Raw genomic sequence first — 24,863 nt, 5'->3', positions numbered from 1 at the left:
CTCAGCGCCCCTGCGACAGCCGGTCGGCCAGCCAATGCGGCAGGCCGTTCTCTCGGATCCGGCTCGCCGCCGCCTCGATGTCATAGGGTACACGGCAATAGGTGATCTGACAGCTCTCGGTGTCGAACAGCGTGAAACAGGCGGAGGGATCGCCGTCGCGCGGTTGGCCGACCGAGCCCATCACCGCGAGCCATTGCCGGCCCCGCAGGAGCTGCACGGGAACGTCGGTCTTGGGCACGAAGCTCGTCATCTTCGCGGTCACAGACATCGAATAAAGCGCCGGACGATGGATGTGGCCGCAGAATGTGACGTGGCACGGCGTGGCGATCAGGCTTTTTGCGGCGTCCGTCGTCGAGCGGACGTAGTGCCATCGCGTCGGTTGCGAGGCTTCCGAATGCACATAGAGGCGGTCGGCATCCGCAACGGACATCGGCAGCTCGGCGAGGAAGCGGCGCTGCGCGGCATCGAGCCGGCCGCGGGTCCATTCGATCGCGATCTGCGCCTCGGCGTTCATGGTCTCGGAGGACGATTGGACCGCCTGGTCGTGATTGCCGCGCACAGCGACGGCGCCGCGAGCCACCAGTTCCATCGCGGTATCGACCACCCATTCCGGATCGGCGCCATAGCCGACGAAATCGCCAAGCAGGACGAAGCGCTCCGCGCCACGCTCGCGCGCCACCTTCAGGCATGCGGCAAAGGCCTGCCGGTTGCCATGGATATCCGAAAAGACGGCCAGTCGCACGCGTCCTCCATCTTCAAACTCTATTCGTATGCCGATAAAGCCAATTTGAGGGACGTCAACAAGATGCGACAGCACGCGGCTGTTGACCAGCCGGCGCCGCTCAGCCGGTGTCGGGATCTATTGCTCGTCCTTGGGGGGCACTCTGGGCGGCGGCAACGGCGTGAACACCGCGTCCCTGCTCGCTGCCCGCCGGCGGAGCCCTGAATTCGCCGGTCGATGAATCGCCGCCGGCCGTCTCGATCACTGCCTTGGGTGTCACATATTCCCGAACCATGGCGATGATGGTGCCGTCACCGCCGCCAAAATCCGCGGCGCGTCCGCCCTGCGGGCGTCCTGCCGCCATCTCGTTCTCCGCAGCATGGGTCTTTTCAGCGGCGCTACCACCGAGCAGATCGCCTCGTACCTCAATCTCAGTGTGAAGACTGTGCAGAATTATCACTACCTGATCAAGACGAAGACCGGCGCACGGACGGATGCACAACTCGTGCGGCTGGCCGCGAGCTGCGGGCTGACCCGGGTTTAAAGCGGGATGGGGTTAAGTTGAATCGATTTGGGATTCCCAAATCAGCTTGTTTCTGATTCATCATGCTGGCTGGACGGAGGCCAGCATGGATGGGCAAGCCGTATTCTCTGGATCTTCGCAAGCGTGTCGTGGCTGCGATCGAGGGCGGGATGTCCCGCAATCAGGCGGCCAAACAGTTTGGAGTAGCGATCAGCACGGCTATCGGCTGGATGCAGCGGGTCGAGCAGACCGGCAGCGTTGAACCCGGCCAGATGGGCGGTCACAAGCCGAAGGCTGTTTCGGGAGACCACGCCGTCTGGCTGTCGCAGCGGATCAAGGACGGCGATTTCACCATCCGTGGTCTCGTTGCCGAGCTTGCCGGCCGCGGCCTGAAGGTCGACTACCACTCGGTGTGGGACTTCGTACATGCCGAGAAGCTCAGCTTCAAAAAAACCATCTCGGACAGCGTCCGCCTGTGGGCGTAGAAACGGCTGAGGTCTATGCTCGTGACGGAAGGGAGCGGCCGACAGCTTTTTGGTGGCAAATTATCCCGCAAAAAAACATGGTCCATGGGCTGTTGCGCACGTGAGAGTGGTGACGCCGTCAGGCGATCCCGTTTAGGAAATTGATCATCAGCGCGGCCCAGCCCTTCCGTTCTCAGGGAGGATTGGCAATGGGTCGACACAAATCGAAGAGCAAGGGCCGCGACACGATGTCGGTGGTTCATCCAAATGCGGCCGCGATCGACGTCGGGGCCACGATGCACATGGCCGCCGTGAATGCAGATCGCGCGCCTGAGCCGGTACGCAGCTTCCGTACCTTCACAACCGATCTGCATCGGCTGGTCGACTGGTTTGCAGAGTGCGGCGTCGACACGGTCGTCATGGAGTCGACCAGTGTCTATTGGATCCCGATCTTTGAGCTCCTCGACGCTCGTGGCTTTGCAGTGTTCCTTGTCAATGCGCGCGATGCCAAGCACGTGCCCGGTCGCAAGACCGACGTCAGTGATGCGCAGTGGCTGCAGCGGCTTCACACCTTCGGTCTGCTGCGTGCAAGCTTTCGGCCCAGAGGTCAAATCGCCGAATTGCGTGCCTACCTCCGTCAGCGTGAACGTCTGCTGGAGTATGGGGCATCTCACATCCAACACATGCAGAAGGCGTTGACTGAAATGAACGTGCAGCTCCATCACGTCGTCACCGATATTACTGGCGTGACCGGGCTGCGGATCATCCGCGCGATCCTTGCCGGCGAGCGCAATCCGACAGTGCTCGCGCGCATGCGGGATCGGCGTTGCCACGCCACTGTCGAGACGATCGAGAAAGCGCTCGCCGGTAACTACCGCGTTGAGCACCTGTTCGCCCTCGAACAGGCACTCGCCCTCTACGACACGTACCAACAGAAGGCATTTGCCTGCGACGCTCGGATCGAGGCCGTGTTGAAAGAGCTCAGCGGCCTTCGTCGTCGCGAAGGAGGTCAATTGCCAGCAGCACGTCAGAATAGATCCCATCAACAAAATGCGATGCTCTTTGATGTCCGCGCAGCGCTGTTCGCGCTACTCGGCAAGGACGTTACCCAGATCGACGGTCTCGGCCCCTACCTCGCACTTAAGCTTATCGCTGAGTGCGGCGACGACCTCTGCGCTTGGCCGAGCGCAAAACACTTTACGTCTTGGCTCTGCTTGGCGCCGAGTAACAAGATCTCCGGCGGCAAAGTGCTCTCGGCGCGCACACGCCGCTCGGGGAACCGAGCCGCGGCCCTTCTGCGGCTTGCTGCGGCAACCGTGGGACGAACCGATACAGCGCTAGGCGCTTTCTACAGACGACTCTCAGCTCGCATCGGCAAGGCCAAGGCAGTGACCGCCACGGCGCGCAAGATCGCAGTGCTGTTCTATAACGCGGTGCAACACGGGATGCACTATGTAGATCCGGGCGCGTCCTCCTACGAGACCCGATACCGTGCGCGGGTGATTGCCAATCTGCATCGGCGAGCCAAGGCCTTCGGCTTTGTACTCCAGCCCATAGACCCACCTCCCAGCATCGCCGTTTCTTAGGAAAGCGTGGCGGCTGGCGAACGCGATCGTCCCGAGGTCGCGCGGCGGCGAGCCCAGTGGGCAAAGTATCAAGGTCGCGTCGAAGCTGAGCGACTGGTCTTCATCGACGAGACCTGGACCAGGACTGATATGGCCCCCTTGCGGGGATGGGCGCCGCGCGGGCTCAGACTTCACGCCAAGGTTCCTCACGGCCGCTGGAAGACCATGACCTTCCTGGCGGCCCTGCGCCATGACCGGATCGATGCGCCATGGTTCCTCGAGGGGCCGATCGATGGCGTGAGCTTCCGCACCTACGTCGAGAAGATCCTCCTGCCGACCCTTCAGCCCGGCGATATCGTCATCTTGGATAACCTCGGCAGCCACAGGAGCAAGGCAGTTCGCCAGCTCATCCGTTCGGTCGGCGCCAAACTCTTCTTCCTGCCAAAATACTCGCCCGACCTGAACCCGATCGAACAGGTCTTTGCCAAGCTCAAGCACCTGCTCCGCAAAGCTGCCGCGCGAACCGTCGATGCGGTCTGCGCCGCTATCGGCCACGCGCTCGACGGCTTCACCTCCGAGGAATGTGCCAACTACCTCAAAAATTCAGGCTATCGAACTTAATGCCATCACGCTTTAGCAGCAGGGCTGCCGCAACTCTGGCAGATGCCTTCGGACCATCCTGATGCTGTGCAAAGATGGAACGAGCCCCCTCGGCTCTCGTTAGCAAAGTCGAGGAGGAATGCCATGAGTAAGGCTATTCGCAAGGCAGTCGCCCATCCCCCGATCATCACCGTAGGCGAGCTCATCGACGAGCTTTGCCGCTTGCCAGATACGGCCGCCGTCAGCTTCCGCTGCCCGATGCTCGAACAGGAGCTTACATTCTATCGATTGCGCAAGCGGTCAAAGGACATCGTCGAAGTCGAAGTGAATGTATACCCCGAGAGTCCACCGGTCGTACCATCGGCCGGCGACGGCTTTCACGCGCGAAGGCATGCCGCTCACCCGACATCGCCCCGCGACAGCGCTCACCTCCACAAAGCCAGGGGGTGAGTAGCGGTCAGGCTGCCTGTAACCCGCGCAGCAGCAGCGCCAGCAGCGCATCTACGCGTGCGGGCAGATCGGCGTCCTTCCACTCGTCGGCGTGAGCGGGATGGTGATAGCGGCTGGTCGCATCGAAAATCGCGCGTGCGGTGGCCTTCGTATCAGCGACGTCAAACACGCCCTGCTTCACCCCGTCGGCCAGAATGGCCGACATCTGCTCGACGAGGGCGTCCTTGTGGCACTTCACCGCCGCGCAGGCTTCACGCGCGAGCGTCAGATAGGTCTGGAACATCTCGGGATCATCGCACACACGCTCGCGCTTGGCTGCGAACAGCGTCCGCAGCCAGGCCTCGAGCCGGGCCGGAGCTGGCCCCGTATCCTGGGCGATCTTGCGCAGCGGCGCATCCATGCGCTCGAGCCAGCGCTTGGCCACGGCCTCACGTAGCGAGGCCTTGCTCGGAAAATGGCGATAGACGCTGCCATGACTGACATCGAGCGCACGGGCAACGTCGACCACGGTGGCCTTGGCAAGCCCATAGCGCCTCAGCACGTCCTCGGTGACTTCGAGGATGCGCTCCGGCGTCAAGACAACGGCTTCGTTCATGCCAGCACCATGTTCCCGTCAGAGGGGCCGTTTCACCCGGCGATCAGGCCGCGTTCCGAAGCGGCCTGCCGGTCGTTCGGAAAGCTCTTGCCTTAATGCGGCAGTTTTGCAGCCTGCGCCGCGATCTGGCGCGCCACCAGCACATTGAGCCAGTGCCCAATCTGCCCGGCGATATTGAGGATTTCGGTCGTCATAGTCGTAAGTCTCCACTCGTCCACGACCCACCCTTCAATTACGGCCCAAGTGTCCGATTGTTTCGGACCTTCGGCTCCCTGGGCGGGACCGCGGGACGCCCAATCGGAGCGTCCGCAAGCCAATATACACGTCTCGATGACAGATTTCAATATCTGTCAGTCAGATTTCTGTGATCGACAGGTTCCTCGAAAACCCTCGCTATCCCCCGTTCGCGAGGCCAAGTCGTTTGTTTCGCCCTCCCCGCTCTGCTAAATCGCGGCGTAAAAAGCATTTTGGCCGTTGTGCGCGCCCTCAAGGCGCGCCCCGCCCCACCCGGAGCCTAGCGATGATCCCCCGTTATACCCGCCCGGAAATGGCCTCGATCTGGGAGCCGCAGACCCGGTTCAAGATCTGGTTCGAGATCGAGGCGCATGCGGCCGACGCCCTCGCCGAGCTGGGGACGATCCCGAGAGAGGCCGCCAAGACGGTCTGGGACAAGGCCAAGAACGCCACCTTCGACGTCGCCCGCATCGACGAGATCGAGCGCGAGACCAAGCACGACGTCATCGCCTTCCTCACCCACCTCGCCGAGATCGTCGGCCCCGAGGCGCGCTTCGTGCACCAGGGCATGACCTCCTCCGACGTGCTCGACACCTGCCTCAACGTCCAGCTCACCCGCGCCGCTGACCTGTTGCTCGCCGATCTCGACAAGGTGCTGGCCGCGCTGAAGAAGCGCGCCTTCGAGCACAAGATGACGCCGACCATAGGCCGCTCCCATGGCATCCATGCCGAGCCGGTGACGTTCGGCCTCAAGCTCGCCTTCGCCTATGCTGAATTCTCGCGCGCCAAGGAGCGCCTGATCGCGGCGCGCAAGGAAGTTGCAACCTGCGCCATCTCGGGGGCCGTCGGCACCTTTGCGCAAATCGATCCACGCGTCGAAGAGCATGTGGCGAAGGCAATGGGCCTGACGCCGGAGCCGATCTCGACCCAGGTGATCCCGCGCGATCGTCACGCGATGTATTTTGCCACGCTCGGCGTGATCGCCTCCTCCGTGGAACGTCTCGCGGTGGAAATCCGCCATCTCCAGCGCACCGAAGTGCTCGAAGCCGAAGAGTTCTTCTCGGAAGGACAGAAGGGTTCCTCGGCCATGCCGCACAAGCGCAACCCCGTGCTGTCGGAAAATCTCACGGGTCTGTCGCGCATGGTGCGCGCTTATGTGACCCCGGCGCTGGAAAACGTCGTGCTCTGGCACGAGCGCGACATCTCGCACTCCTCCGCCGAGCGCATGATCGGGCCTGATGCGACCGTGACGCTGGACTTCGCGCTCGTCCGACTCGCCGGCCTGATCGACAAGCTCCTCGTCTATCCCGTCAACATGCAGAAGAACCTCGACCGCCTTGGCGGCCTCGTGCATTCGCAGCGCGTGCTGCTGGCGCTGACGCAGAAGGGCGCAAGCCGGGAGGACGCCTACAAGCTCGTGCAGCGCAACGCCATGCCGGTCTGGCGCGGCGAAGGCGACTTTTTGCAGCTCCTGAAGAAGGATGCCGAGGTGAAGAAATATCTCACCGACGCCGAGATCGAGGAGCAGTTCGACCTCGGCTATCACCTCAAGCACGTCGACACGATCTTCAAGCGCGTGTTCGGGGAGAATTGATCACATCTCCGCAGCCCGGGTGAGCGCAGTGCTACCCGGGACCACTCGCTTCGCTCATCCTGGCTACAACTCAAAGAAAGCGGACCCCTCCCATGCCCGTCATCAACCGCGTCGCCGCGCTCTCCGACGAAATGGCCGCCTGGCGCCATGACTTCCACGAGAACCCCGAGTTGCTTTACGAGGTGCACCGCACCGCCGGCATCGTTGCCGACAAGCTGCGCGCGTTCGGTTGCGACGAGGTGGTAACCGGCATCGGCCGCACCGGCGTGGTCGGCGTGATCCGTGGCCGCAAGGCGACGTCCGGCCGGACGATCGGCCTGCGCGCCGACATGGACGCGCTGCCGATCATGGAAACCGCTGACGTGCCCTACGCCTCGAAAGTTCCGGGCAAGATGCACGCCTGCGGCCATGACGGGCACACCGCAATGCTTTTGGGCGCCGCGAAATATCTCACGGAGACGCGCAATTTCGACGGCACTGCTGTCGTGATTTTCCAGCCTGCGGAAGAAGGCGGCGGCGGCGGCAAGGCGATGGTCGACGACGGCCTGATGACCCGCTGGGACATCCAGGAGGTCTACGGCATGCACAACATGCCGGGCCTGCCCGAGGGCCATTTCGCCACGACCCCCGGCGCGATGCTCGCCTCCTCCGACAACATCCAGATCATCGTTCACGGCAAGGGCGGCCACGCCGGAGCCACCCCGCACAAGGCGATCGACAGCGTTCTGATCGGCTCGCAAATCGTCAACGCGCTGCAGTCAATCGTCGCGCGCAACGTCGACCCGCTGAAATCCGCGGTCGTCTCGATCACGCAATTCCATGCCGGCACCGCCTTCAACATCATCCCGGAGGTCGCTGAGCTTAGCGGCACGGTGCGCACGCTCGATCCGGAAGTGCGCGATCTCGTCGAGCGCCGCATCGGCGAGGTCGCCGACAGCGTGGCGCGCGCCTATGGCGGATCGGCCGAGACCAACTACACCCGCATGTATCCGGTGACGATGAACCACGCGCGCGAAGCCGGAATTGCCGCCGAGGTCGCCCGCGACATTGCCGGCGCCGATCGCGTCAACGAAAAATTCATTCCGATGATGGGCGCCGAAGACTTCTCGTTCATGCTGGAAGCGCGTCCCGGCGCGATGATCCTGGTCGGCATGGGCGACGGCAACGAGTGCCACCATCCCGCCTACGTCTTCAACGACAACATTCTCGGCCACGGCGCGTCCTATTGGGTGCGCCTGATCGAGAAGACGATGCCGGCGGGCTAACCCCCCTATCGTTACGCGGCACCGGCACGCTTGCCGGCAAACTCGATGAAGCTGCGCTCGTCGTCGTCGGACTGAAAGGCGATGCGGGGGATGAAGACCCCCGCGGTGCGGTCCATCCAGAGAACGACGATGTTCCTGGCGACGCTCACCCCCTCGATCGCCGGCCAGTCCACGCTGAGCGCGGTGCCGTTGCCGGCGTCGACGAAGCCCTGCTCCGTCATGGTGATCTCGCGGCTGCCGAGGACCCAGCCGGCGTCCTTGCGGCAACGCGCCGGCTGCCAGGAGCGCGAGCCGCATCCACTTCCATAGACGCGAGCCTGCGCAAGACGCACGAACTCTGTCCAGTGCGCCAGATCGCGATGGTATTTCAGCGGCGACATCCGTTGATCCCTGAGAAGAAACCGCTGCCCGGAGGCAGGTGCCGGGCCACCATTGCCCGACAAGGATTCGTCGCCCGACCGCTCCGCGAGGTTCGGACAAGTGTGCCGATTTGCCGAGCCGATTAGGAGGCCCGGCGGCGGACGTCTTGCAGATCCGCATCCATGCCGGCGGCAAGCCCGTCAGCGACAATTCGCGCGATCTTGGCGAACGGCTTGCGCGCATCGATGGCAACGCTCACGGTCTGCGGATCGCCCTTGTCGCGCACGGGCACGAAGACCAGCGCGCCGCTGACCAGCTCGGGAGCGGCATCGAGCTCGGAGGTGAAGGCGACGTAATTGCCGCTGCCTGCCAGGCGCTTCACCAGTTGCAGCGAATTGGTCTCGATCGTCTTCTCGGATAACAGCCAGCCATGTCGCGCCTCGAGGTAGCGCCTGATCGCCAGCGCCTTGTTCTGCAGGACGAACGGATAGCCTGCCACCTCCTGCATGCTGGTGGTCTTGCCCCTAGCCAACGGATGGTTCGGCGAGACCACGCAGCCGAACGGCAGCTCGCGCCGCCACAGCACGTGGATCTCGCGATGTGGGTTGAGATTGAAGGCGGCGATCAGATCGGCGGCCCCGGACAACAGCGCCGCCTGCGCCTCGTCGGTGCTGGCGATCTGAATCTCCAGCGAGATTCGCGGGTGGCGCTCGTTCAGCTCGCTCACGAAGCGAGGCAGGAATCCATTGACGTGGCTGTCCATCGCGACGAGGCGCACATGGCCCTGGTTGACGCCCTGCAACTGCTTGAGCTCGGCGTTGGCCCGCCGCTCGTCCGAGCGCCACCGCCGCGCGAGCGCCACCAGCGCGTCGCCGGCTGGCGTCAGCCGCATGCCGCCGGTCACACGCTCGAACAGGGTGACGCCGAGATCGCGCTCCAGAAGCAGGATCTGCCGGTTGATGGCAGAGGCCGCGATGTTCATTTCCCGGGCGGCGCTCTGGATCGATCCCGAGCGCGCCACCTGGTCGACATAGCGCAACGCCGCCGGAACCAGCGATCCTCTCACGTGACCTGCACCTGACCCACGTCCATTCCAATTTGCCCATTCTAATTTTGAGTACAGAGAATTGCCTATTCTGTGCTGGACGGCAATGGGTGATTGCGCCGAACATGCGCGCTGAGGTGATCTCCTTCGGCCGCGTCGAGAACCCGGTCGCAGGCTTTGGGGCAAGCGATCATGACTGCGTCTCGCTCGCATCGGCTCCGGCTCGATGCCATCACGCACCGGTTCGGCGCGAGCACGGCCGTGCAGGATATCAACCTCGACATTGCGGGCGGCGAGCTCGTCGCGCTGCTCGGCCCGTCCGGCTGCGGCAAGTCGACCCTGCTGAGGATCATCTCCGGCTTCATCCGGCAAAGCGAGGGCCGCGTGCTGTTCGACGACAGCATGGTCGATGCCTTATCGCCGGCGGAGCGTGGCGTCGGCATCGTCTTCCAGAACTACGCGCTGTTTCCGCACATGAGTGTCGGCGAGAACGTTGCTTACGGCCTTCAGGCGCACAAATGGCCGCGCGAGCGCATCGGCAAGCGCGTCGCCGAGATGCTCGACCTCGTCCATATGGGTGAATTTGCCGGCCGGAAGCCGCGCGAGCTATCCGGCGGCCAGCAGCAGCGTGTGGCACTCGCCCGCTGCCTCGCCATCGATCCCAAGGTACTGCTGCTCGACGAACCGTTCGGAGCCCTCGACAAGAATTTGCGCCTCGACATGCAGATCGAGGTGAAGCGCCTCCAGCGGCAATCCGGCATCACCACCATTCTGGTGACTCACGACCAGGAGGAAGCGCTGTCGATGGCCGACCGCATCGCCGTGATGTCGCGCGGGCACATCGAGCAGGTCTCGACCCCGACCGGCATCTACGATACCCCGCGCACGCTGTTCGTGAACGAGTTCGTCGGCACCACCAATGTCCTGCGCGGCGAGATCATCGAAGGTCCTGCCGTGCGGCTCGAGCACGGCCCCATTCTACCCGTCGGCCCGGACAAGACATTCCAGCAGGGACGCGCGGTCGTGGTTTCCATTCGTCCCGAACAGCTGCGCTTCCGACCTGCTCCGTCCGATGGCGCCTTCGCCGCGGTCATCACAACCGTGCTGCCGCTCGGCGCGCAGGTCGTCTACGACGTCGCGCTGACTGGCGGTCCCTCGCTCAAGGTCGCGGAACCCCGCGATGCCGAGGGCGGGCTGCGCCCGGTCGGCGCAACCGTGTATCTGGCGCCGGCTTCGCCGGCGGCCTGCCATGTATTCCCCACATCCTGAACCTGGAGAGGACACCGCCATGACATCATTCAGGACCGTTACGATCGATCGCCGGCGCCTCTTGCGCAGCGCCGGCGGCCTCGCGCTCGCGGCGAGCCTGCCCCGCTTCGCGCGCGCGCAGAACAAAACACTGATCGCGGCAACCTTCCCCGGGACGTGGAATGAGGCGGACCGCGACGTCATCGCGCCGGCTTTCAAGCAGCTGACCGGCGCCGCCGTCACGCAATCCATCATCCTCGGCACCGACCAGGTATCGCGGCTGGTCGCCGCCAAAGGCAACAAGCCGCCGTTTGACGTCGCCTTCTTCGATGCGCCTCAGGTAATCGATGCGGTCCGCGAAGGCCTGATCACGGAATATCCCATCGCGCAGTCGCCCAACTACAAGGACTTGCTGCCGACCGCGCAGGACAAATGGGGCCCGAAGATCACCATGCAGGTGATCGGCCTCGGCTACAATCCCGACAAGATCAAGACGGCGCCGACGAGCTGGGACGACCTGCTCGATCCCCAATACAAGGGCCGCGTCGGCCTGACCGCGCTCAACAGCCAGCTCGGCATCGCCTTTCTCGCCGAGCTCAACCGCGTCAAGGGCGGCACCGACGAGGATTTCGAGCCGGCCTTCAAGTTCCTGAAACAGCTCCTGCCGAATGTCGGCGCGATCGGCGCCAATCTCGGTGCGTTTGCGACGCTGTGGCAGCAGGAACAGATCGACATCGCGCCCTACAATTTCAATTTCGTGCAGACGCTGAAGGCCAAGGACGTGCCGGTCGAGTTCACGATTCCTGCGACGGGCGCGGTCGGCTGGTCGACCAGCCTGCACATCGTCGCAGGCGCAGCCGAGCCCGAGCTCGCCGTCCAATATATCGACCTGCATCTGGCCGTGGCGACCCAGGAGAAGCTGCTGAAGCCGCCCTATGACGTCATTCCGACCAATGCCAAGGTCAAGATCGAAGGCGCCATCACCAAGTCGCTCGCCAAGACGCTCGATGACGTCGCCAAGATCCGCACCATCAACTGGGAGAAGATCAATCCACAGCGCGGCGCGCTGATCGATCGCTTCAATCGCGAGATCAAGCTCTAGGGGAGCGCCGGCGATGGAGGCCGATTCCAGGCTCGCCCTGCCACTTGCCGCCATCTTCACGGCGTTCTTCGTCGCGCCGCTCGTGGTCCTCCTGCTACTGTCCCTGCATGGCGACATCGCCATGCAGGGCTGGACGCTTCACAACTACGTCAAGTTCTTCAGCGATCCCTTCAGCTACTCGATCCTGATCGAGACGCTCCTGCTCGGCGTCAAGGCGACGCTGGTGTGCCTCGTGTTCGGCTACCCCGTCGCCTGGCTCTGCGCGCGCGCCGGGGCGCGCTGGCAAAGCGTGCTGGTGTTCCTGGTCATCCTTCCGATCCTGACCTCTGTGGTGGTCCGCACCTTCTCCTGGATCGTGATTTTGGGACGGCAGGGCCTGCTCAACCAGGTCGTGATGGGACTCGGCCTCAGCAACGAGCCGCTGCGGCTGCTCTACACCGAGGTTGGCGTGGTGATGGTGCTCGCCCAGGTGCAGATGCCGCTGATGGTGCTGCCGATCCTCACCGTGCTGTCGAAGCTCGACCCGAACCTTGCCGATGCCTCGCGAGTGCTCGGGGCCGGCGAATGGCGCACCTTCTTCCGCGTCACGCTGCCCTTGTCGCTGCCCGGCATCATTGCCGGCTGTATCCTGACCTACGCCGCGAGCATCACCGCGTTCGTCACGCAGACCCTGATCGGCGGCGCGCGGCTGATCTACATGCCGCTCAACATCTACCAGCAGGCGGTCGGGGCCAACAACTGGCCGTTCGCCGCGGCGCTGTCGATCATCTTCATGATCACGGTGATGATTGTCGTCGGCGTGCTCGGCGCTGTCGGCCGCAGGAGTGAAATCCATGGCCGCCGCTAAGCGCATTCGCTGGGACGCCCTGTCGCTGAAGGTCGTATTCGGGCTGCTCGCGGCCATCGCCCTGCTCTTCCTGGTGCTGCCGACCGCAGTGGTGCTCCTGACCTCGTTCACCTCGTCGCAATCCCTGCGCTTTCCGCCGCCCGGACTGTCGTTGCGCTGGTATGTCGCGCTCATCGATGCCGACCAGATGCAACGCGCAGCCTGGAACAGCCTGGTCGTCGCGTTGTGGACCACGCTGCTGTCGGGTGCTTGCGGCACGGCTGCGGCGCTCGCGATCACGCGCAGCCGCTCGCCCCTGATGCGTGCGGCGGACCTCCTGTTCATGTCGCCGCTGCTCCTGCCTGCGCTGTCGTTTGGCTTTGCGGCGCTGATCTTCATCAACCGGCTCGGCCTCTCGCCGAGTATTCCCCTCCTCGTGCTCGGCCATGTCATCGTCTGCGTGCCTTTCGTGCTGCGCACAACGCTGGCCTCCCTATCGCAGCTCGACGCCAGCCTGCTCGAGGCTTCCGAGAGTCTCGGCGCCGATCGCCTGACGACGTTTCGCCGCGTCACGCTGCCGCTGATCGGGCCCGGCATCGGGGCGGGCGCCTTCCTCGCCTTCATGGCGTCCTTCGACAACGTTCCGGTGTCGCTGTTCCTTGCCGACGAGCGTACCGAGATGCTGCCGATCCATCTCTGGCAACAGATCGAGACCAATCTCGACGTCCGCACCGCGGCCGCGTCCGGTGCGATCGTGATCGCCACCTTGATCCTGATGCTGCTTGCCGAACGCTTCGCCGGACTGACCCGGCAGATGCACTGAACGGAGATTTTCGTTGCCGGGACACTTCACCCTCGATACCCTCAACCGCGCCGCCACAGCCGATTTCATCGCCGCCCTCGGCGACGTCTTCGAATATTCGCCCTGGGTCGCGACGGCCGCCGCAGCGCGGCGGCCGTTCAAGAACCTCGCCGCCTTGCGCGATGCGATGATCGCCTCGATCGAAACCGCGCCCGCAGAGCAGCGCCTCAACCTGATCCGTTCGCATCCCGATCTCGCCAACAAGGCGCAGCGTGCCCAAGGCCTCACCGCGCATTCGACGCGCGAACAGGACGGCGCCGGCCTCGACCGACTGTCGGAGCCCGAGTTCGCAACGTTCGAGAAGTTGAACAACGCCTACAGGGCGAAGTTCGGCTTTCCCTTCATGATCTGTGTCCGCCGCCACACCAAGGACTCGATCCTCGACGCCTTCGCACGCCGGCTGAACAATGACCCGGCGCAGGAGGAAAAAGAGGCGCTGACCGAGATCGCGCGCATCGCAAGCCTCCGCCTTGCAGGCATGATCGCGAGCGAGGAGGCGCTTCCAGTTCACGGCACGCTGTCTGTCCACGTCCTCGACGCGCATTGCGGGCTGCCGGCCGACGGTATGAAGTTCAGCCTGGTCGAGCTGTCACGTCACGGCGAGGAGCGCCTGATCGGCGATCTCGTGACAAACGCCGACGGGCGCACCAGCCCGGAGCCGATCGAGGGGCGGCCCGTGCCGATCGGCACTTACGAGCTGCGCTTTCAGGCGGCTGCCTATTTCGCCGGCCGCGGCGTCCTGCTAAGCGATCCGCCCTTCCTCGACGTGATCCCGCTGCGCTTTGGCGTGTCGGAGCCGGAGCAGCATCTGCACGTGCCGCTGCTGATCACGCCATGGAGCTATTCGACCTATCGCGGCAGTTGAGGCAACGGCGAGCCCGGGCTCGTCCGCACCTAGGCGTACACCACCTCATGCCGCATCACGAACGGATCGAGCAGCCTGTGCACCTCGCCTGCGACCCCTTCGCGCTTGCCTTCCGGCACGCCCGCGATGGTCACCGTCGCGATCGAACCGTGGCTGCCATGCGCGCCGACCTTCACCTTGCAGTCGATGCCTTTCTCGGTGAGCGAGGTGAGCACCTTCGTGAACACACGCTGGGCCGCATCCCAGCGCAATTGCGGCTTGAACACCTTGCCGACGCCGGTGACGGGCATGGGATCGATCGGAATGATCTGCACGGGCACGGCGGCGCGCTCGGGCGTGCGTTCGCGCACCCAGGTCTCGAGCTCGCCCGGCTCGATCTTGGCACCGGGTTTCAACTGCACATAGCCGACGGGGAGTTCGCCGGCATAGGCGTCGGGTTGGCCGACCACGGCGGCAAAGCCGACGGCCGGATGCTGGAACATGATCTCCTCGATCGGTGCGGGATCGATGTTGTGGCCGCCGCGGATCACAAGATCCTTGGCGCGGCCGGTGATCCATAGATGGCCGTCCGCATCGAGGCGGCCGAGATCGCCAGAGTTGACCCAGATCTCGTCGACGAACGCGCCCTCGTTATGGGCATCGTTGAGATAGCCGCCGAATACGCCGGGCCCGGCCATAATCACGACGCCGATCTCGTCCACGGCGCAGTCGCGCTCGAGCCGCCCCTCAACGTCGAGCTTGACGATGCGCACGCGGGCGTAAGGCATCGGCAGGCCGACCGAGCCGAGGCGGATGGGGCGGTCCGGATAGGCCATGGTGTGCACGCTCGAGGTCTCGGTCATGCCGTAGACCTCGACCACCGGCAGCTTCAGCTTGTCCTGGATCGCCGAGCCGACCGCGACCGGGATCGCCGAGCCGCCGCCGGCGGCAAATTTCAGGCTCGAAATGTCGGCACCACCCGGCGGCACCGCGAGCGTCGCCGCAAGCACGGTCGGCACGCTCGACAGCGCCTCCGGCTTGAAGCGTTCGACCAGCCGCCAGATGTTCTTCACCGCATTGGGATTGCGCCAGCCGGACGGCGACAGCACCACGAGGCAGCCACCGCCCGCGAGCGTCGTCAGCACCTGCGTCAGCGAGCCCCCGACGTGAAACAGCGGCATGCCGAACAGGAGATTGCCGCCGGGCTTCGACTTCAGGAGCAGGTTGAGAGCCCAGGCCTGATAGACCTGATTGGCATGGGTGTGACGCACGAGCTTTGGCGTTCCGGTGGTGCCGCCGGTATGGAAATAGGCCGCGATATCGCTGCCGGGAATCTTGCGACCGCTGACGAGCCGGTCCGCCGGCTGCTGCTTCATGAGATCGTTGAACGCGAAGATGCCGTTCGCGGGATCGCCGCCGCCGACCTGCACGATCGCCTTGAGGCGTTTCAATGACGGGCGGATCTGCTCGACCTTTTGCCAGATATCGGTGCCGGGCATCGGGCCGAGCGTGACCAGGATCGTGGTGTTGGCGGCCTCCAGGATCTCCGCGATCTGATGCGGCTCCAGCAGCGGATTGACGGGATTGGCGATGCCCGTGGCCTCCGCGCCGAACAGCGTCACGAAAGCATCGGGCAGGAGCGGCAGCATGAAGCTGATGACGTCGTCTTTGCCTGCTCCCAGCGCGTGAAACATGTTGGCGGCCTGCGTGACGCGCGCGACGAAATCCCGGTGAGAGATGACCAGCGGCGCATCAGCGGGATCGGCATTGGGCAGGAACTGGATTGCCGGCGCATCGGGATTCCGGGCCGCCCCGAGCCTGATCGCATCATAGGTGCTTTCGGCCGCGATACGCTCGGCGTAAGGCACCCGCTCCAGCGTCCGGACCTGCTCGTCCGTGGCCAATTCCGGATAGTCCTCGCCGATGATCCGATCGAGCGCGTGAATGCCCGCCATTCCGTTCGTCCTCCCTCATGACTGGTGCCCGCGCCTGGCTTGTTTGAAGTTTGCTTTCAGGCGGGGCTCGATCCGCCCGCGCGGATCAAGAGCGGACAGAATGATCGATGATCGGGCCCCCGTCCATGCCCGGATTGCTCACCGGCGACAGACAGGCGCACTCAGCCAGCGGAATCCCTCCATTGTGGCGGTTCGGAACGCGGCCGGTTAGTCGTAGTTCACCTTGGGAAAGAAATCGCCGCGGCCTTCCGGGGTCATGTCCAGGAGGCCCCACAGCGGGTCGACGAGATCACCGGCACGGTGGTGCTGATTTGGCGCGGACGGCGCATAGGCCATCTCGGAGCCCCAACTGTGTCTGATCGCTCCGTCGCTTTTCTTGAACACGTTGAAGATCGTCTCGTCCCAGTTCTCGTTGTCCGGCACGCGGTGCTGGCCACGCATGCCCGCGGACAGCTTCGAGGTATCGCCGAAATAATCGGCGTCGTAGGAATTGCCGGCCGTCGAGAGCAGCAGCAGGTGATTCCAGCCGCGCTCGTGAGCCCAGGCCACAAGGCGCGCTATCGGCGATTTGGCGACGATATACATCGCGGCGCGCTGGCCGACATGCCTTGCCGTACCATCGAGACCATCGAGCAGATGCGTGCAACCCGGACATGGCAGCGCGCGTTCGGGTCCGTACATGAAGCTGTAGAGGATAAGCGTGTTGCTCGGCCCGAACAGCTCGGACATCCTCACCTTTTCCGGCATGCTGTTCTTACCGATCCGCTCGAACAGGTAGTCCTCGGGCACTTCGCCGCCGAGCGGCAGCGCGCGACGTTTGGCCGCGACGGCCTCGATCTGTGCACGGAGCGCCATCTCCTCCTCGAGAAGCGCGTTTCGAGCCGCACGATATTCGCCGCTTTCATTGGGATAGCGAAGATGCTCCATCACGGCCTCCGGATACTCAGGGATGAACAGGGGCGATGGCCCAACGTCCCAGCGACAGGCGGGTTCCGGCGCCTAGGCACCCCGCCCGTTGCATTCCGGTGGCCGCCTGCACCCGGTGCTCGACGACAAGGTGCTCTCGGCGCCCGTCATCCGCGAGCTGATCACCGGTGGCCAAGGGCAGATTTCAGGAAACTTCACGGTTCAAGAGGCCAGCAGCGTCGCCAACAAGCTGCTCTCCGCGGCACTGCCCGGAGGTCTGACGCTGGTCGAGCAGCAGGTCGTGGAGCCAAACGGCGCGAGCCGGTAGGCGCGGGATGCCGGCCTTCACCGTCCGGACAGGCCTTGCAACCATTCGCCCAGGTTCGGTGGAAGGTCCGCCGGATCCGTGCTCTGGGTCACGACGGCGGTGTTGCCGCCGCTCTTGCGGTAGACGGTCGTCCGTCCGGGCTCTTTCACGATGCGCACCTCGGCCCGGGCGGGATCGCCGCTCTGGGTGATCACCGTCTGGCCGTTGGCGTCCTGGACGATCGTCGTGTGACCGTCTCCATCACTGCCGCCTGCCGACACCGGTCCCGTTCCACCAGACATCATCATCGCCACTCCTGCTGCAAACAGAATGAGCTTCATGACGCGCCTCTTCCGATCACCGCCCGAACTGGAAGATGCCTGCCCAGTTGAAGCGGCCGAACTGACTGACCGTTCCCTTGTTCATCTCACCAACCTGGACGAGAAGCGCGCCGGTGGCATTGCCGAGCTGCGTGGCCTCGGCGGTATTGCTCGCGCCAAACTGACCGATTGCGGCGCTGGTCGTGCTGCCAGTCTGGTAGACGCTGGCATAGTTTTGTGTTCCGGTCTGGATGATCGTGGCATCGAACGGACTCGTGCCACCGAGCTCGATGACCCTCGCGAAATTGAATTGACTGCTTTCCTTGACCTGCACCGCGCCCGGATCATTGCCGGAGGCAAGCACAGTCTCGATATCGATCGCGCTCGTCGATAGGCTGGTCTTGATCGAGCCCGCTGATGCCGCCGAGCTCCCGCCGATCGCGGAGGCCAAGAGTGCGGCGAAAATCGAGGCTTGAGCACTCCATTTCATGGCCGCCCCCTGACGCTCCGGAATGTAAACGCCTTCAGATCGGAGTTCCAGACTCAATGTCCAATCTGAGTGATGCTCGAAAGGTTGATGCCGCCGGCCTGGGCCACCGCGCTGCTATTGCTCAATTGACCCAATTGCCCAACTGAGGTGACGTTCAACGCTCCGGTTTGACCGACCGCCGCGCCGTTGGTCCCGCCGAACTGCAGCACGCCGGTGGCGTTGTTGGTTCCGGTCTGGGTGACGGTCGCGCTGGTCGTGCCACCGATCATGAAAATGCCGGCCATGTTGGTCGAGCTGCTTTGGTTCAAGACGACTGGCGGCCCGTTGACCGAGACGATCGTCTTGATGTCGGCGCTTTGCGCCTTCGCCGGGCCGTTCGCTGCGCAACAAGAGATGAGGACTGCCATCGCAGCGATCAGAAGATGCTTGTTCATCACATGCCTCCATATTGTTGCCGAGATCTTGGCAGGACCTCAGGTCACGGAGCTGCCTGCAGAATCGTGGAGCCGTTCAGGATCCCGAGTTGGCCGACGGCGGCAGTGTTGTTCAAGCCAATCTGACCGATCAGGCTCGTGTTGGCACCGCCGACCTGACCGACCGCAGCATTGTTGGTCGCGGTAGGCATCGTGCCGCCCTGTCCGATCGTCGCCGAATTGACCGACGATAGTGATCCCAACTGCACGCTCGTCGCCTGGTTGTTCGCACCGAATTGCAGCGTCGTCGCGGTGTTGTTCACCGGGCCGGTCTGCGTTGTAGACGAAGAATTCGCCGTACCGAACTGCAACACGCTGGCGGTGTTGTCGGCTTTCGCAGCGACAGAGGTCAACGCACCGAACATGACGGCGGTCGCGACTAGATAATTGATCCGCATGTGAATTCCTCCGTAGTAGCAACTGGTCGATCCGCCGTTTCATCAACAGGCGTGATCGCAATAATTCGGAGCATGGCCCGGGCGCGCCGGCGCTGTGACGCGCCCAGGGAGGTACGGGGCTGGCTTAGTGCTGCACAATGCCGCTCAGGTTGACGCCGCCGCCGATCTGCCCAACGGCAGCGAAGTTGTTCGGCGCGCCGCCGATCGAGAACTGGCCGATCGAGCTGGTGTTGTTGCCGGTCGCAACCTGGCCGGTAGCGGCCGCGTTCGCGGCGCCGACCTGAGTCACCGTGCTGGTGTTGTTGAGCGAAGGCGTGGTCGTGCCTTGCAGCGTGAGCGCACCATTAACGAAGCCGACCTGAGTCGTGGTCGAGCTGTCGTTCACGTGACCCTGCTGGTTCACGGAGGAACCATTTGCGAGGCCGATCTGGAAGGTGGTCGCGGTATTGTCGGCGCGGGCGCCGGCGGTGAGTGCGATCAGTGCGACGGAAGCGAGAATCAACTTACGCATGGAGTATCCCTTTCGTGCCAAGGTTAGCGATGTCGTATGCAAAACTCTGCGACATCATGCGGGATACTGTGAACCGTCGACGGGGCGCTTGATAGACTGAGGTTCATGCTAGTCCGGACGGACTAGATGCCGCGCGTGACTTCGGCTCCGTTCGATGCACCGGCGCGCTGACGCATCGTCGCAACGTCCGGCCTGATGCTGTCGACGAGCCTCACAACCTCGATCGGCGAGCGCATCTGCAGCTTCCGCATCATGCGCGCGCGGTGCACCTTCACCGTCACTTCGCTGACATTCAGCCTGGCCGCGATCTGCTTGGCGACGAGTCCCTCCGCCATCAGCAGCAATATGTCGCGTTCGCGCACCGTCAGCTCCTCGAAGCGCCGCCGAGCTTCGCGCACGACGTGCTCGCGCTCCAGCCGCCTGCGGTCGCGCTCCACGCCGAGCCGCACCGCGTCGAGAAACTCCTGCTCGCGAAACGGCTTGGGCAGAAATTCCACCGCTCCGCGCTTCATCGCCTCCACGGAGACGCGGATATCGGAATGACCGCTGATGAACACGATCGGAACCGGGACCCCGGAGTCGGCCAGCGTTCGCTGCAGATCGAGCCCGGTCGGCGAGGTCCCAGGAAAGCGAACGTCGAGCACCAGGCACGATGGGCCATTGGAGAGTTGCTCCGCCGAGAACTCGTCTGTCGAACCGAACAGCTTCACTTCAAGTCCGGCGTCATGGCAGAGATTTCCAAGCAATGTCCTTATTTGCTCATCATCGTCAATCACATAAATCGTTGCCGGGCTCGTACTCATGGCACAGAGACTCCAGATTTGAAAATTGAGTCGTAATCTCGCGAGAACCGACGGGCCCCAGCTCCTCGATACAATCAAACATTCATACTAATTCAGCGTCGTGACATCTGCGGGCCAGTTCACACTTCCTGCGTTTGCTTCTTCTTGGCAAAAAGAAAATCGATAGCGTCGCCCCCACGGGCGAACGGCGCACCGCGTCACTGGTCCGCATTTGACGGAGATCTCTCATCGTCAGCGAGATCGCACTATCGCGGCAGAGATGACAAAGCACGCCGAATGCGGAAGCACGGGCTTCCGTGCGACGAATGTGCTGAAGCCGCTGCCGTGTCGCCCGTGTGCTCATGGCGCGCTCTCATCCACGAACAGAAATCAGTATGCTCCGCCCGGCCCATACCCCTCCACACCATAACACATCTTGCAATTAGTGATTGAGAAAGATCGATTCCGAGTCCGGATCGAGTCCCGGAGTATATGCACCATCCTAAAAGTGGCGGTTCGGCGACTCACAACTTGACGTTTGTTTCAGGGAGCGCACACGTCCAGAGACCTAACACCGGCGACATATTGCTTGACCGTCAAGCGAGAGCACGGAAATTACTACCTGTGCGCGAAATTGTGCATGACGGTCTTCTTTTTTGATAAGGCCGGGGTTTCAATATGCGTTTTGTGCCGATCCTCATTGCGCTGGGTGGCGTTTCCGCATTTTCGGCGGGTTTTGCCATTGATCCCGCCGGTATGCGCTCTTCGGCCACGTGGATCGCGAACCGAGCCGGACACGCTTATCGCGCAACCACGCAGACCATCCTGCCCGCCGTGCAGGAAGCTCCGACCATCGGCTCCGACCCGCCGATGTTCCGCTATGCCTCGATCCAGCGCGGCAGCATCGAACAGACGATCACGGTCACCGGCGCGCTTCAGCCCGTGAAGACGATCGAAGTGGGATCGCAACTGTCGGGGCAGATCTCGAAGGTCCACGTCGACTTCAACGACAATGTGCGGAAGGACCAGCCGCTGGCACAGATCGACCCGCGGAGCTTTGCGGCCAAGGTCGACGAAGCCAAGGCGGCGGTCGAGATGGCGCGCGCCAATGTCGAGCTGGAGCAAGCCAAGCTCGACCGCGGCAAGATCGACCTTGAGAATGCGAAGGGCACAAGGGCGGTGCTGGCGGCCAAACTGGACAGCGCCCAGGCGGTCAAGGCTTCGGCGCAGCGGACGCTCCAGCGCAAACTGGCGTTACAGTCGCAGAACGTGGTAGCGACCACGACGGTCGAGGACGCGCAGACCGATTTCACCGCGCGCCTCGCACAGGAGCGCGAGGCGGAGGTTCTCGTGACCCTGAACGCCTACGCCGTCGAAGGTGCCACCGCCGACGTGCGCCGGATCGAGGCCGAGCTCCAGCAGGCGAGGACAGCCGTGCCGGAGAAGGAGGCCATTCTCCGCGCCGCCGAGGCCGATCTCGACCGCACCATCATCCGCTCTCCGATTGACGGTGTGGTCGTCGGCCGGTTCATCAACGAGGGACAGACGCTCGCGGTCGGTCTTGAGGCGCGAACTGCCTTCCTGGTGGCGCACCGGCTCGAGGACATGGAGATCCACGCCCAGGTCGACGAGGCAGATATCGGACGCATCGCCGCCGGCCAGCGCGCGCACTTCACGGTCGATTCCTATCCGGACCGCCGCTTCGAGGCAGTCGTGCGGCAGGTCCGCAAGGCGCCCAAGACGCAGCAAAATGTGGTCACCTATACCGTCGTGCTGTCGACCTCCAATCTCGACGGCGCGCTGCTTCCCGGCATGACCGCGCTCGTCAAGATCGTGATCGACCGCCAGGACGACGTTCTGAAGGTGCCGGTCGCGGCGCTCCGCTTCCAGCCGAGCGGCACGCAGCCGTCCACAACCCAAAGCCGGGACGGCGTATGGCTGCGCACGTCTACGGGCTCACTCAAGCGCATCGCTGTCACGGTCGGCACCGACGGCGCCGAACAGGTCGCGCTCAAAAGCGGCGACCTGACCGAAGGCAGCCAGGTGGCGGTCGGTCAGGCGATCCGGCCCGCGGGCATGGAACTGCTTGGAATAAGGTTCGGGTCATGACAGCCCTCCCCGCACTCGTCAGCCTCAGATCGGTCTGTCGCACCTACCGGACCGACGGTGTCGCGGTGACCGCGGTGCGCGACGTCAGCTTCGACATCCGGCGCGGCGAAAGCCTTGCCATCATGGGCCCTTCGGGGTCAGGGAAATCGACCCTGATGAACATGATCGGACTACTCGATCGTCCGAGCGAGGGCGAGATCCTCCTGGAAGGCGGCGACGTCGCCGACCTGCCTGATGACCGCAGGTCCGAATTGCGCGCGCACAGCATCGGCTTCGTGTTCCAATCCTACAATCTGCTCGCGCGCCACAATGCGCTCGAGAACGTGGCGCTGCCGCTCGTTTATGGCGGCATCCGCCACAAGCAGCGGATGCTGCGTGCCGAACAGTGCCTTGAGGCGGTCGGCATGCTGCACCGGGCGCGGCATTTTCCGCGACAGCTCTCCGGCGGCGAGCAGCAGCGTATCGCGATCGCGCGGGCCCTCGTCGCATCGCCTGCGATCTTGCTCGCGGACGAGCCGACCGGCGCGCTGGACAGCCGGACCGGCGCCGAGATTCTGGCCCTGTTCGACGCTCTCCACGACGGCGGCCAGACCATCGTGATGATCACGCACGATTCCAGCGTGGCCGCGCGCTGCGAACGAACCATCCGCCTGCATGACGGCGAGGTCGTCGCGGATGAGATACGTGATCCAATGCCGAAAAAGGTCTGGGCATCATGACGGCATATCAGGCCCTTCAGACCGCCCTTCATGCGCTGCGCTTGAACCCGCTGCGCAGCATCCTGACCATCCTGGGCATCGTGATCGGCGTGGCCTCGATCGTCACCGTCTTCGCCATCGGCAAGGGCGCACAACTTCGCGTCGAGGAACAGATCCGTTCGATCGGCTCCAACGTGCTGATGATCATGCCGGGCGCGGTCCAGCAGGGTGCCGTTCGCATGAAGGCCGGCACCAAGCTGACGATGACCGAGGGCGACGTGCAGGCGATCCTCGATCAGATTCCGGAGATCCAGACCGCGGCAGGTTCGGTCTCGGGCACAGCGCAAGTCATCCGGGAAAGCAAGAACTGGAACACCACGATCAACGGCACGACCACATCGCACTTCATGGTGCGCGACTGGCAATTGTCGTCCGGTCGATACTTCTCCACGGCCGAGGAAGCGAGCGCCGCGAAGGTTGTCATTCTCGGCAGTGCCGCCGCCAAAGAGTTGTTCGCGCTGGGCGACGATCCGATCGGCGCGCAAGTCCGGATCATGCAGGTCCCGCTCGAAGTCATCGGCGTGCTCGATCGCAAGGGGCCCTCGCAGGACGATGTCGCCTTCGTCCCACTGACCACGGCCAAGCTGCGCTTTCTCGGCAGCGCAAGCGGTATCAACCGGGACGCCATCGCCTATATCCTCGTCAAGGTCGCCTCCGATACTCAGATGGCGGGCGCGATCAGCGAGATCGAAGGCCTGCTGCGGCAACGACACAGGATTCCCGCCGGCCAGGCCGACGATTTCAAGGTGCAGGATCCCGCGGCCGCCATGGAGGCGCAACAGGGCGCCATCCGCACCGTGGCGCTGCTGCTGTTCGCGATCGCCTCGGTCTCGCTCCTCGTCGGCGGCATCAGCATCATGAACGTGATGATCGTTTCCGTCACTGAACGTACCCGAGAGATCGGAATTCGCCGCGCCCTCGGTGGCCGGATGCGCGATATTCGTTTGCAATTTCTTTGTGAAGCTCTCGTCCTTTGTCTTCTTGGTGGCGCCATCGGTGTCGTCGGCGGCATCACGCTGTCGATGACGGTGGCGCGATTGGCCGGCTGGATCACTGCGATCGACATGCGGTCGATTGGCCTTGCCGTTGGATTTTCAGCCATGACCGGTGTGATCTTCGGGTTCTATCCCGCCCACATGGCTTCCAAGCTCAGTCCGATCGAAGCGCTCAAGGTGGAGTGAGAATGCTGGGGCGATCGAATGAACCTTCAGGCCAGGGAGGAGTTGGTCATGACTACAAGCGTACCGATTACACCGACGCCGCGTGAGCGCGAGCTCATGATGCTGATTGCCCGCGGCATGCAGAACAAGAACATCGCCTACGAGCTCAAGATCTCCGAAAATACGGTTCGCGCGCATATCGGCAACATCATGCGCAAATACCGCCTTCAGAACCGGACCCAGATTGCCATTATCTTCGCCCTTCACGCGGCTTCGCCATCACTGCGCAGTGATCTCGTAAGCGCCTCCGGGCCGACGCTCACTTCGGCTCCCGTGTCGATCCAGCATCGTAGCGTGAACAGCGCCGCGAAGTGAACGCGTTACATTGGCCGCCGT

The 24,863-nt window shown here is 63.6% G+C and carries 26 protein-coding genes and 4 pseudogenes; 17 read left to right on the top strand and 13 right to left on the bottom strand.

Going from position 1 to position 24,863, the window contains the following annotated elements; translation table 11 throughout:
• Position 1: 1 nt before the first annotated feature.
• Together QA640_RS16710 and QA640_RS16705 are read right to left on the bottom strand one after the other, a co-directional pair.
• Positions 2-742, bottom strand: a complete 741-nt coding sequence (locus QA640_RS16710) for a metallophosphoesterase family protein (RefSeq protein WP_283041688.1) — start codon at positions 740-742, stop codon at positions 2-4.
• 100 nt (positions 743-842) lie between these two features.
• Entirely contained in the window at positions 843-1,085 is a 243-nt protein-coding gene (locus tag QA640_RS16705; RefSeq protein WP_283041687.1) for a hypothetical protein, read from the bottom strand.
• Between the two features lie 21 nt (positions 1,086-1,106).
• Between QA640_RS16705 and QA640_RS16700 the strand changes: the two are divergent.
• The 5 genes and pseudogenes from QA640_RS16700 to QA640_RS16680 all read left to right on the top strand — a co-directional run.
• Positions 1,107-1,265 (top strand): annotated as a pseudogene (locus tag QA640_RS16700) (helix-turn-helix transcriptional regulator); the annotation flags it as partial.
• A gap of 89 nt (positions 1,266-1,354) precedes the next feature.
• A pseudogene (locus tag QA640_RS16695) lies at positions 1,355-1,702 on the top strand (transposase); the annotation flags it as partial.
• A 215-nt stretch (positions 1,703-1,917) separates the two neighbouring features.
• Entirely contained in the window at positions 1,918-3,294 is a 1,377-nt protein-coding gene (locus tag QA640_RS16690) for an IS110 family transposase (protein ID WP_283042810.1), read from the top strand.
• Positions 3,295-3,306: 12 nt separating this feature from the next.
• Positions 3,307-3,894 (top strand): annotated as a pseudogene (locus QA640_RS16685) (IS630 family transposase); the annotation flags it as partial.
• A gap of 123 nt (positions 3,895-4,017) precedes the next feature.
• Positions 4,018-4,323, top strand: coding sequence for a hypothetical protein (locus QA640_RS16680; RefSeq protein WP_283041686.1), 306 nt, complete (start codon positions 4,018-4,020; stop codon positions 4,321-4,323).
• A 7-nt stretch (positions 4,324-4,330) separates the two neighbouring features.
• Here QA640_RS16680 and QA640_RS16675 read toward each other — a convergent pair whose 3' ends face one another.
• Positions 4,331-4,918 (bottom strand): TetR family transcriptional regulator, encoded by a 588-nt coding sequence (locus QA640_RS16675; RefSeq protein ID WP_283041685.1) that lies wholly within the window; start codon positions 4,916-4,918, stop codon positions 4,331-4,333.
• Between the two features lie 520 nt (positions 4,919-5,438).
• On the opposite strand from QA640_RS16675, the gene purB reads away from it, so the two are divergent.
• The gene (purB, locus tag QA640_RS16670; protein WP_283041684.1) at positions 5,439-6,746 is read left to right on the top strand and encodes an adenylosuccinate lyase; all 1,308 of its coding nucleotides are present in this window, start codon (positions 5,439-5,441) and stop codon (positions 6,744-6,746) included.
• Positions 6,747-6,838: 92 nt separating this feature from the next.
• Entirely contained in the window at positions 6,839-8,011 is a 1,173-nt protein-coding gene (locus QA640_RS16665; RefSeq protein WP_283041683.1) for a M20 aminoacylase family protein, read from the top strand.
• Positions 8,012-8,022: 11 nt separating this feature from the next.
• On the opposite strand, the gene QA640_RS16660 is transcribed toward QA640_RS16665, so the two are convergent.
• Both QA640_RS16660 and QA640_RS16655 read right to left on the bottom strand, forming a co-directional pair.
• The gene (locus tag QA640_RS16660) at positions 8,023-8,391 is read right to left on the bottom strand and encodes a YcxB family protein (protein WP_283041682.1); all 369 of its coding nucleotides are present in this window, start codon (positions 8,389-8,391) and stop codon (positions 8,023-8,025) included.
• Between the two features lie 122 nt (positions 8,392-8,513).
• The gene (locus QA640_RS16655; RefSeq protein ID WP_283041681.1) at positions 8,514-9,437 is read right to left on the bottom strand and encodes a LysR family transcriptional regulator; all 924 of its coding nucleotides are present in this window, start codon (positions 9,435-9,437) and stop codon (positions 8,514-8,516) included.
• Between the two features lie 171 nt (positions 9,438-9,608).
• On the opposite strand from QA640_RS16655, the gene QA640_RS16650 reads away from it, so the two are divergent.
• From QA640_RS16650 to uraD, 5 genes are read left to right on the top strand one after another with little or no spacing between them, the layout of a single operon-like run.
• On the top strand, positions 9,609-10,685 hold the full coding sequence (locus tag QA640_RS16650) for an ABC transporter ATP-binding protein (protein ID WP_283041680.1): 1,077 nt from the start codon (positions 9,609-9,611) through the stop codon (positions 10,683-10,685).
• Positions 10,686-10,704: 19 nt separating this feature from the next.
• A complete protein-coding gene (locus tag QA640_RS16645) occupies positions 10,705-11,766 on the top strand; it encodes an extracellular solute-binding protein (protein WP_283041679.1) in 1,062 nt (353 codons plus the stop codon).
• A gap of 13 nt (positions 11,767-11,779) precedes the next feature.
• Positions 11,780-12,613, top strand: a complete 834-nt coding sequence (locus QA640_RS16640; protein WP_283041678.1) for an ABC transporter permease — start codon at positions 11,780-11,782, stop codon at positions 12,611-12,613.
• Positions 12,600-13,415 (top strand): ABC transporter permease, encoded by an 816-nt coding sequence (locus tag QA640_RS16635; RefSeq protein ID WP_283041677.1) that lies wholly within the window; start codon positions 12,600-12,602, stop codon positions 13,413-13,415. Before QA640_RS16640 ends, QA640_RS16635 begins: the two co-directional genes overlap by 14 nt.
• 13 nt (positions 13,416-13,428) lie before the next feature.
• Positions 13,429-14,319: a 2-oxo-4-hydroxy-4-carboxy-5-ureidoimidazoline decarboxylase gene (gene uraD, locus QA640_RS16630; RefSeq protein ID WP_283041676.1), complete on the top strand. Its 891-nt coding sequence runs from the start codon at positions 13,429-13,431 to the stop codon at positions 14,317-14,319.
• A gap of 29 nt (positions 14,320-14,348) precedes the next feature.
• Here uraD and QA640_RS16625 read toward each other — a convergent pair whose 3' ends face one another.
• Complete coding sequence (locus QA640_RS16625) at positions 14,349-16,253, bottom strand: acyl-CoA synthetase (protein ID WP_283041675.1); 1,905 nt, start codon at positions 16,251-16,253, stop codon at positions 14,349-14,351.
• 207 nt (positions 16,254-16,460) lie between these two features.
• Entirely contained in the window at positions 16,461-17,180 is a 720-nt protein-coding gene (locus tag QA640_RS16620; RefSeq protein ID WP_283041674.1) for a DUF899 family protein, read from the bottom strand.
• A 115-nt stretch (positions 17,181-17,295) separates the two neighbouring features.
• Between QA640_RS16620 and QA640_RS16615 the strand changes: the two are divergent.
• Positions 17,296-17,487 (top strand): annotated as a pseudogene (locus QA640_RS16615) (preprotein translocase subunit SecD); the annotation flags it as partial.
• Between the two features lie 17 nt (positions 17,488-17,504).
• Here the strand turns inward: QA640_RS16615 and QA640_RS16610 are convergent.
• The 6 genes from QA640_RS16610 to QA640_RS16585 all read right to left on the bottom strand — a co-directional run bounded on the left by QA640_RS16610 (position 17,505) and on the right by QA640_RS16585 (position 20,461).
• A complete protein-coding gene (locus QA640_RS16610) occupies positions 17,505-17,807 on the bottom strand; it encodes a hypothetical protein (RefSeq protein WP_283041673.1) in 303 nt (100 codons plus the stop codon).
• A 16-nt stretch (positions 17,808-17,823) separates the two neighbouring features.
• A complete protein-coding gene (locus tag QA640_RS16605) occupies positions 17,824-18,276 on the bottom strand; it encodes a curlin (RefSeq protein ID WP_283041672.1) in 453 nt (150 codons plus the stop codon).
• A 53-nt stretch (positions 18,277-18,329) separates the two neighbouring features.
• A complete protein-coding gene (locus QA640_RS16600; RefSeq protein WP_283041671.1) occupies positions 18,330-18,710 on the bottom strand; it encodes a curlin in 381 nt (126 codons plus the stop codon).
• Positions 18,711-18,754: 44 nt separating this feature from the next.
• Positions 18,755-19,147, bottom strand: a complete 393-nt coding sequence (locus QA640_RS16595; RefSeq protein ID WP_283041670.1) for a curlin — start codon at positions 19,145-19,147, stop codon at positions 18,755-18,757.
• A gap of 124 nt (positions 19,148-19,271) precedes the next feature.
• Positions 19,272-19,658, bottom strand: a complete 387-nt coding sequence (locus QA640_RS16590) for a curlin subunit CsgB (protein ID WP_283041669.1) — start codon at positions 19,656-19,658, stop codon at positions 19,272-19,274.
• A 122-nt stretch (positions 19,659-19,780) separates the two neighbouring features.
• Positions 19,781-20,461: a response regulator gene (locus tag QA640_RS16585; RefSeq protein ID WP_283041668.1), complete on the bottom strand. Its 681-nt coding sequence runs from the start codon at positions 20,459-20,461 to the stop codon at positions 19,781-19,783.
• Positions 20,462-21,118: 657 nt separating this feature from the next.
• On the opposite strand from QA640_RS16585, the gene QA640_RS16580 reads away from it, so the two are divergent.
• Genes QA640_RS16580 through QA640_RS16565 form a run of 4 tightly spaced genes read left to right on the top strand, consistent with a single transcriptional unit; the run spans position 21,119 to position 24,842 of the window.
• On the top strand, positions 21,119-22,549 hold the full coding sequence (locus QA640_RS16580; protein WP_283041667.1) for an efflux RND transporter periplasmic adaptor subunit: 1,431 nt from the start codon (positions 21,119-21,121) through the stop codon (positions 22,547-22,549).
• A complete protein-coding gene (locus QA640_RS16575) occupies positions 22,546-23,268 on the top strand; it encodes an ABC transporter ATP-binding protein (protein WP_283041665.1) in 723 nt (240 codons plus the stop codon). Before QA640_RS16580 ends, QA640_RS16575 begins: the two co-directional genes overlap by 4 nt.
• Entirely contained in the window at positions 23,265-24,488 is a 1,224-nt protein-coding gene (locus tag QA640_RS16570) for an ABC transporter permease (RefSeq protein WP_283041664.1), read from the top strand. The genes QA640_RS16575 and QA640_RS16570 overlap by 4 nt, the downstream gene beginning before the upstream one ends.
• Before the next feature lie 48 nt (positions 24,489-24,536).
• The gene (locus tag QA640_RS16565; RefSeq protein ID WP_283041663.1) at positions 24,537-24,842 is read left to right on the top strand and encodes a LuxR C-terminal-related transcriptional regulator; all 306 of its coding nucleotides are present in this window, start codon (positions 24,537-24,539) and stop codon (positions 24,840-24,842) included.
• Positions 24,843-24,863 lie beyond the last annotated feature (21 nt).

It is taken from the genome of Bradyrhizobium sp. CB82 (assembly GCF_029714405.1).
Lineage (GTDB): Bacteria > Pseudomonadota > Alphaproteobacteria > Rhizobiales > Xanthobacteraceae > Bradyrhizobium.
Note: the sequence above shows the minus strand (reverse complement) of the source record. Positions and strands in the feature narration are given on the sequence as shown.

Coding starts and splice junctions, on each gene's coding strand:
- QA640_RS16595 (WP_283041670.1), bottom strand. CDS start 19,147: ATGCGGATCAATTATCTAGTCGCGACCGCCGTCATGTTCGGTGCGTTG.
- QA640_RS16590 (WP_283041669.1), bottom strand. CDS start 19,658: ATGCGTAAGTTGATTCTCGCTTCCGTCGCACTGATCGCACTCACCGCC.
- QA640_RS16665 (WP_283041683.1), top strand. CDS start 6,839: ATGCCCGTCATCAACCGCGTCGCCGCGCTCTCCGACGAAATGGCCGCC.
- QA640_RS16600 (WP_283041671.1), bottom strand. CDS start 18,710: ATGAACAAGCATCTTCTGATCGCTGCGATGGCAGTCCTCATCTCTTGT.
- QA640_RS16645 (WP_283041679.1), top strand. CDS start 10,705: ATGACATCATTCAGGACCGTTACGATCGATCGCCGGCGCCTCTTGCGC.
- QA640_RS16705 (WP_283041687.1), bottom strand. CDS start 1,085: ATGGCGGCAGGACGCCCGCAGGGCGGACGCGCCGCGGATTTTGGCGGC.
- QA640_RS16640 (WP_283041678.1), top strand. CDS start 11,780: ATGGAGGCCGATTCCAGGCTCGCCCTGCCACTTGCCGCCATCTTCACG.
- QA640_RS16650 (WP_283041680.1), top strand. CDS start 9,609: ATGACTGCGTCTCGCTCGCATCGGCTCCGGCTCGATGCCATCACGCAC.
- QA640_RS16680 (WP_283041686.1), top strand. CDS start 4,018: ATGAGTAAGGCTATTCGCAAGGCAGTCGCCCATCCCCCGATCATCACC.
- QA640_RS16610 (WP_283041673.1), bottom strand. CDS start 17,807: ATGAAGCTCATTCTGTTTGCAGCAGGAGTGGCGATGATGATGTCTGGT.
- QA640_RS16625 (WP_283041675.1), bottom strand. CDS start 16,253: ATGGCGGGCATTCACGCGCTCGATCGGATCATCGGCGAGGACTATCCG.
- QA640_RS16675 (WP_283041685.1), bottom strand. CDS start 4,918: ATGAACGAAGCCGTTGTCTTGACGCCGGAGCGCATCCTCGAAGTCACC.
- QA640_RS16575 (WP_283041665.1), top strand. CDS start 22,546: ATGACAGCCCTCCCCGCACTCGTCAGCCTCAGATCGGTCTGTCGCACC.
- QA640_RS16690 (WP_283042810.1), top strand. CDS start 1,918: ATGGGTCGACACAAATCGAAGAGCAAGGGCCGCGACACGATGTCGGTG.
- QA640_RS16580 (WP_283041667.1), top strand. CDS start 21,119: ATGCGTTTTGTGCCGATCCTCATTGCGCTGGGTGGCGTTTCCGCATTT.
- QA640_RS16585 (WP_283041668.1), bottom strand. CDS start 20,461: ATGAGTACGAGCCCGGCAACGATTTATGTGATTGACGATGATGAGCAA.
- QA640_RS16570 (WP_283041664.1), top strand. CDS start 23,265: ATGACGGCATATCAGGCCCTTCAGACCGCCCTTCATGCGCTGCGCTTG.
- purB (WP_283041684.1), top strand. CDS start 5,439: ATGATCCCCCGTTATACCCGCCCGGAAATGGCCTCGATCTGGGAGCCG.
- QA640_RS16660 (WP_283041682.1), bottom strand. CDS start 8,391: ATGTCGCCGCTGAAATACCATCGCGATCTGGCGCACTGGACAGAGTTC.
- QA640_RS16605 (WP_283041672.1), bottom strand. CDS start 18,276: ATGAAATGGAGTGCTCAAGCCTCGATTTTCGCCGCACTCTTGGCCTCC.
- QA640_RS16635 (WP_283041677.1), top strand. CDS start 12,600: ATGGCCGCCGCTAAGCGCATTCGCTGGGACGCCCTGTCGCTGAAGGTC.
- QA640_RS16565 (WP_283041663.1), top strand. CDS start 24,537: ATGACTACAAGCGTACCGATTACACCGACGCCGCGTGAGCGCGAGCTC.
- QA640_RS16620 (WP_283041674.1), bottom strand. CDS start 17,180: ATGGAGCATCTTCGCTATCCCAATGAAAGCGGCGAATATCGTGCGGCT.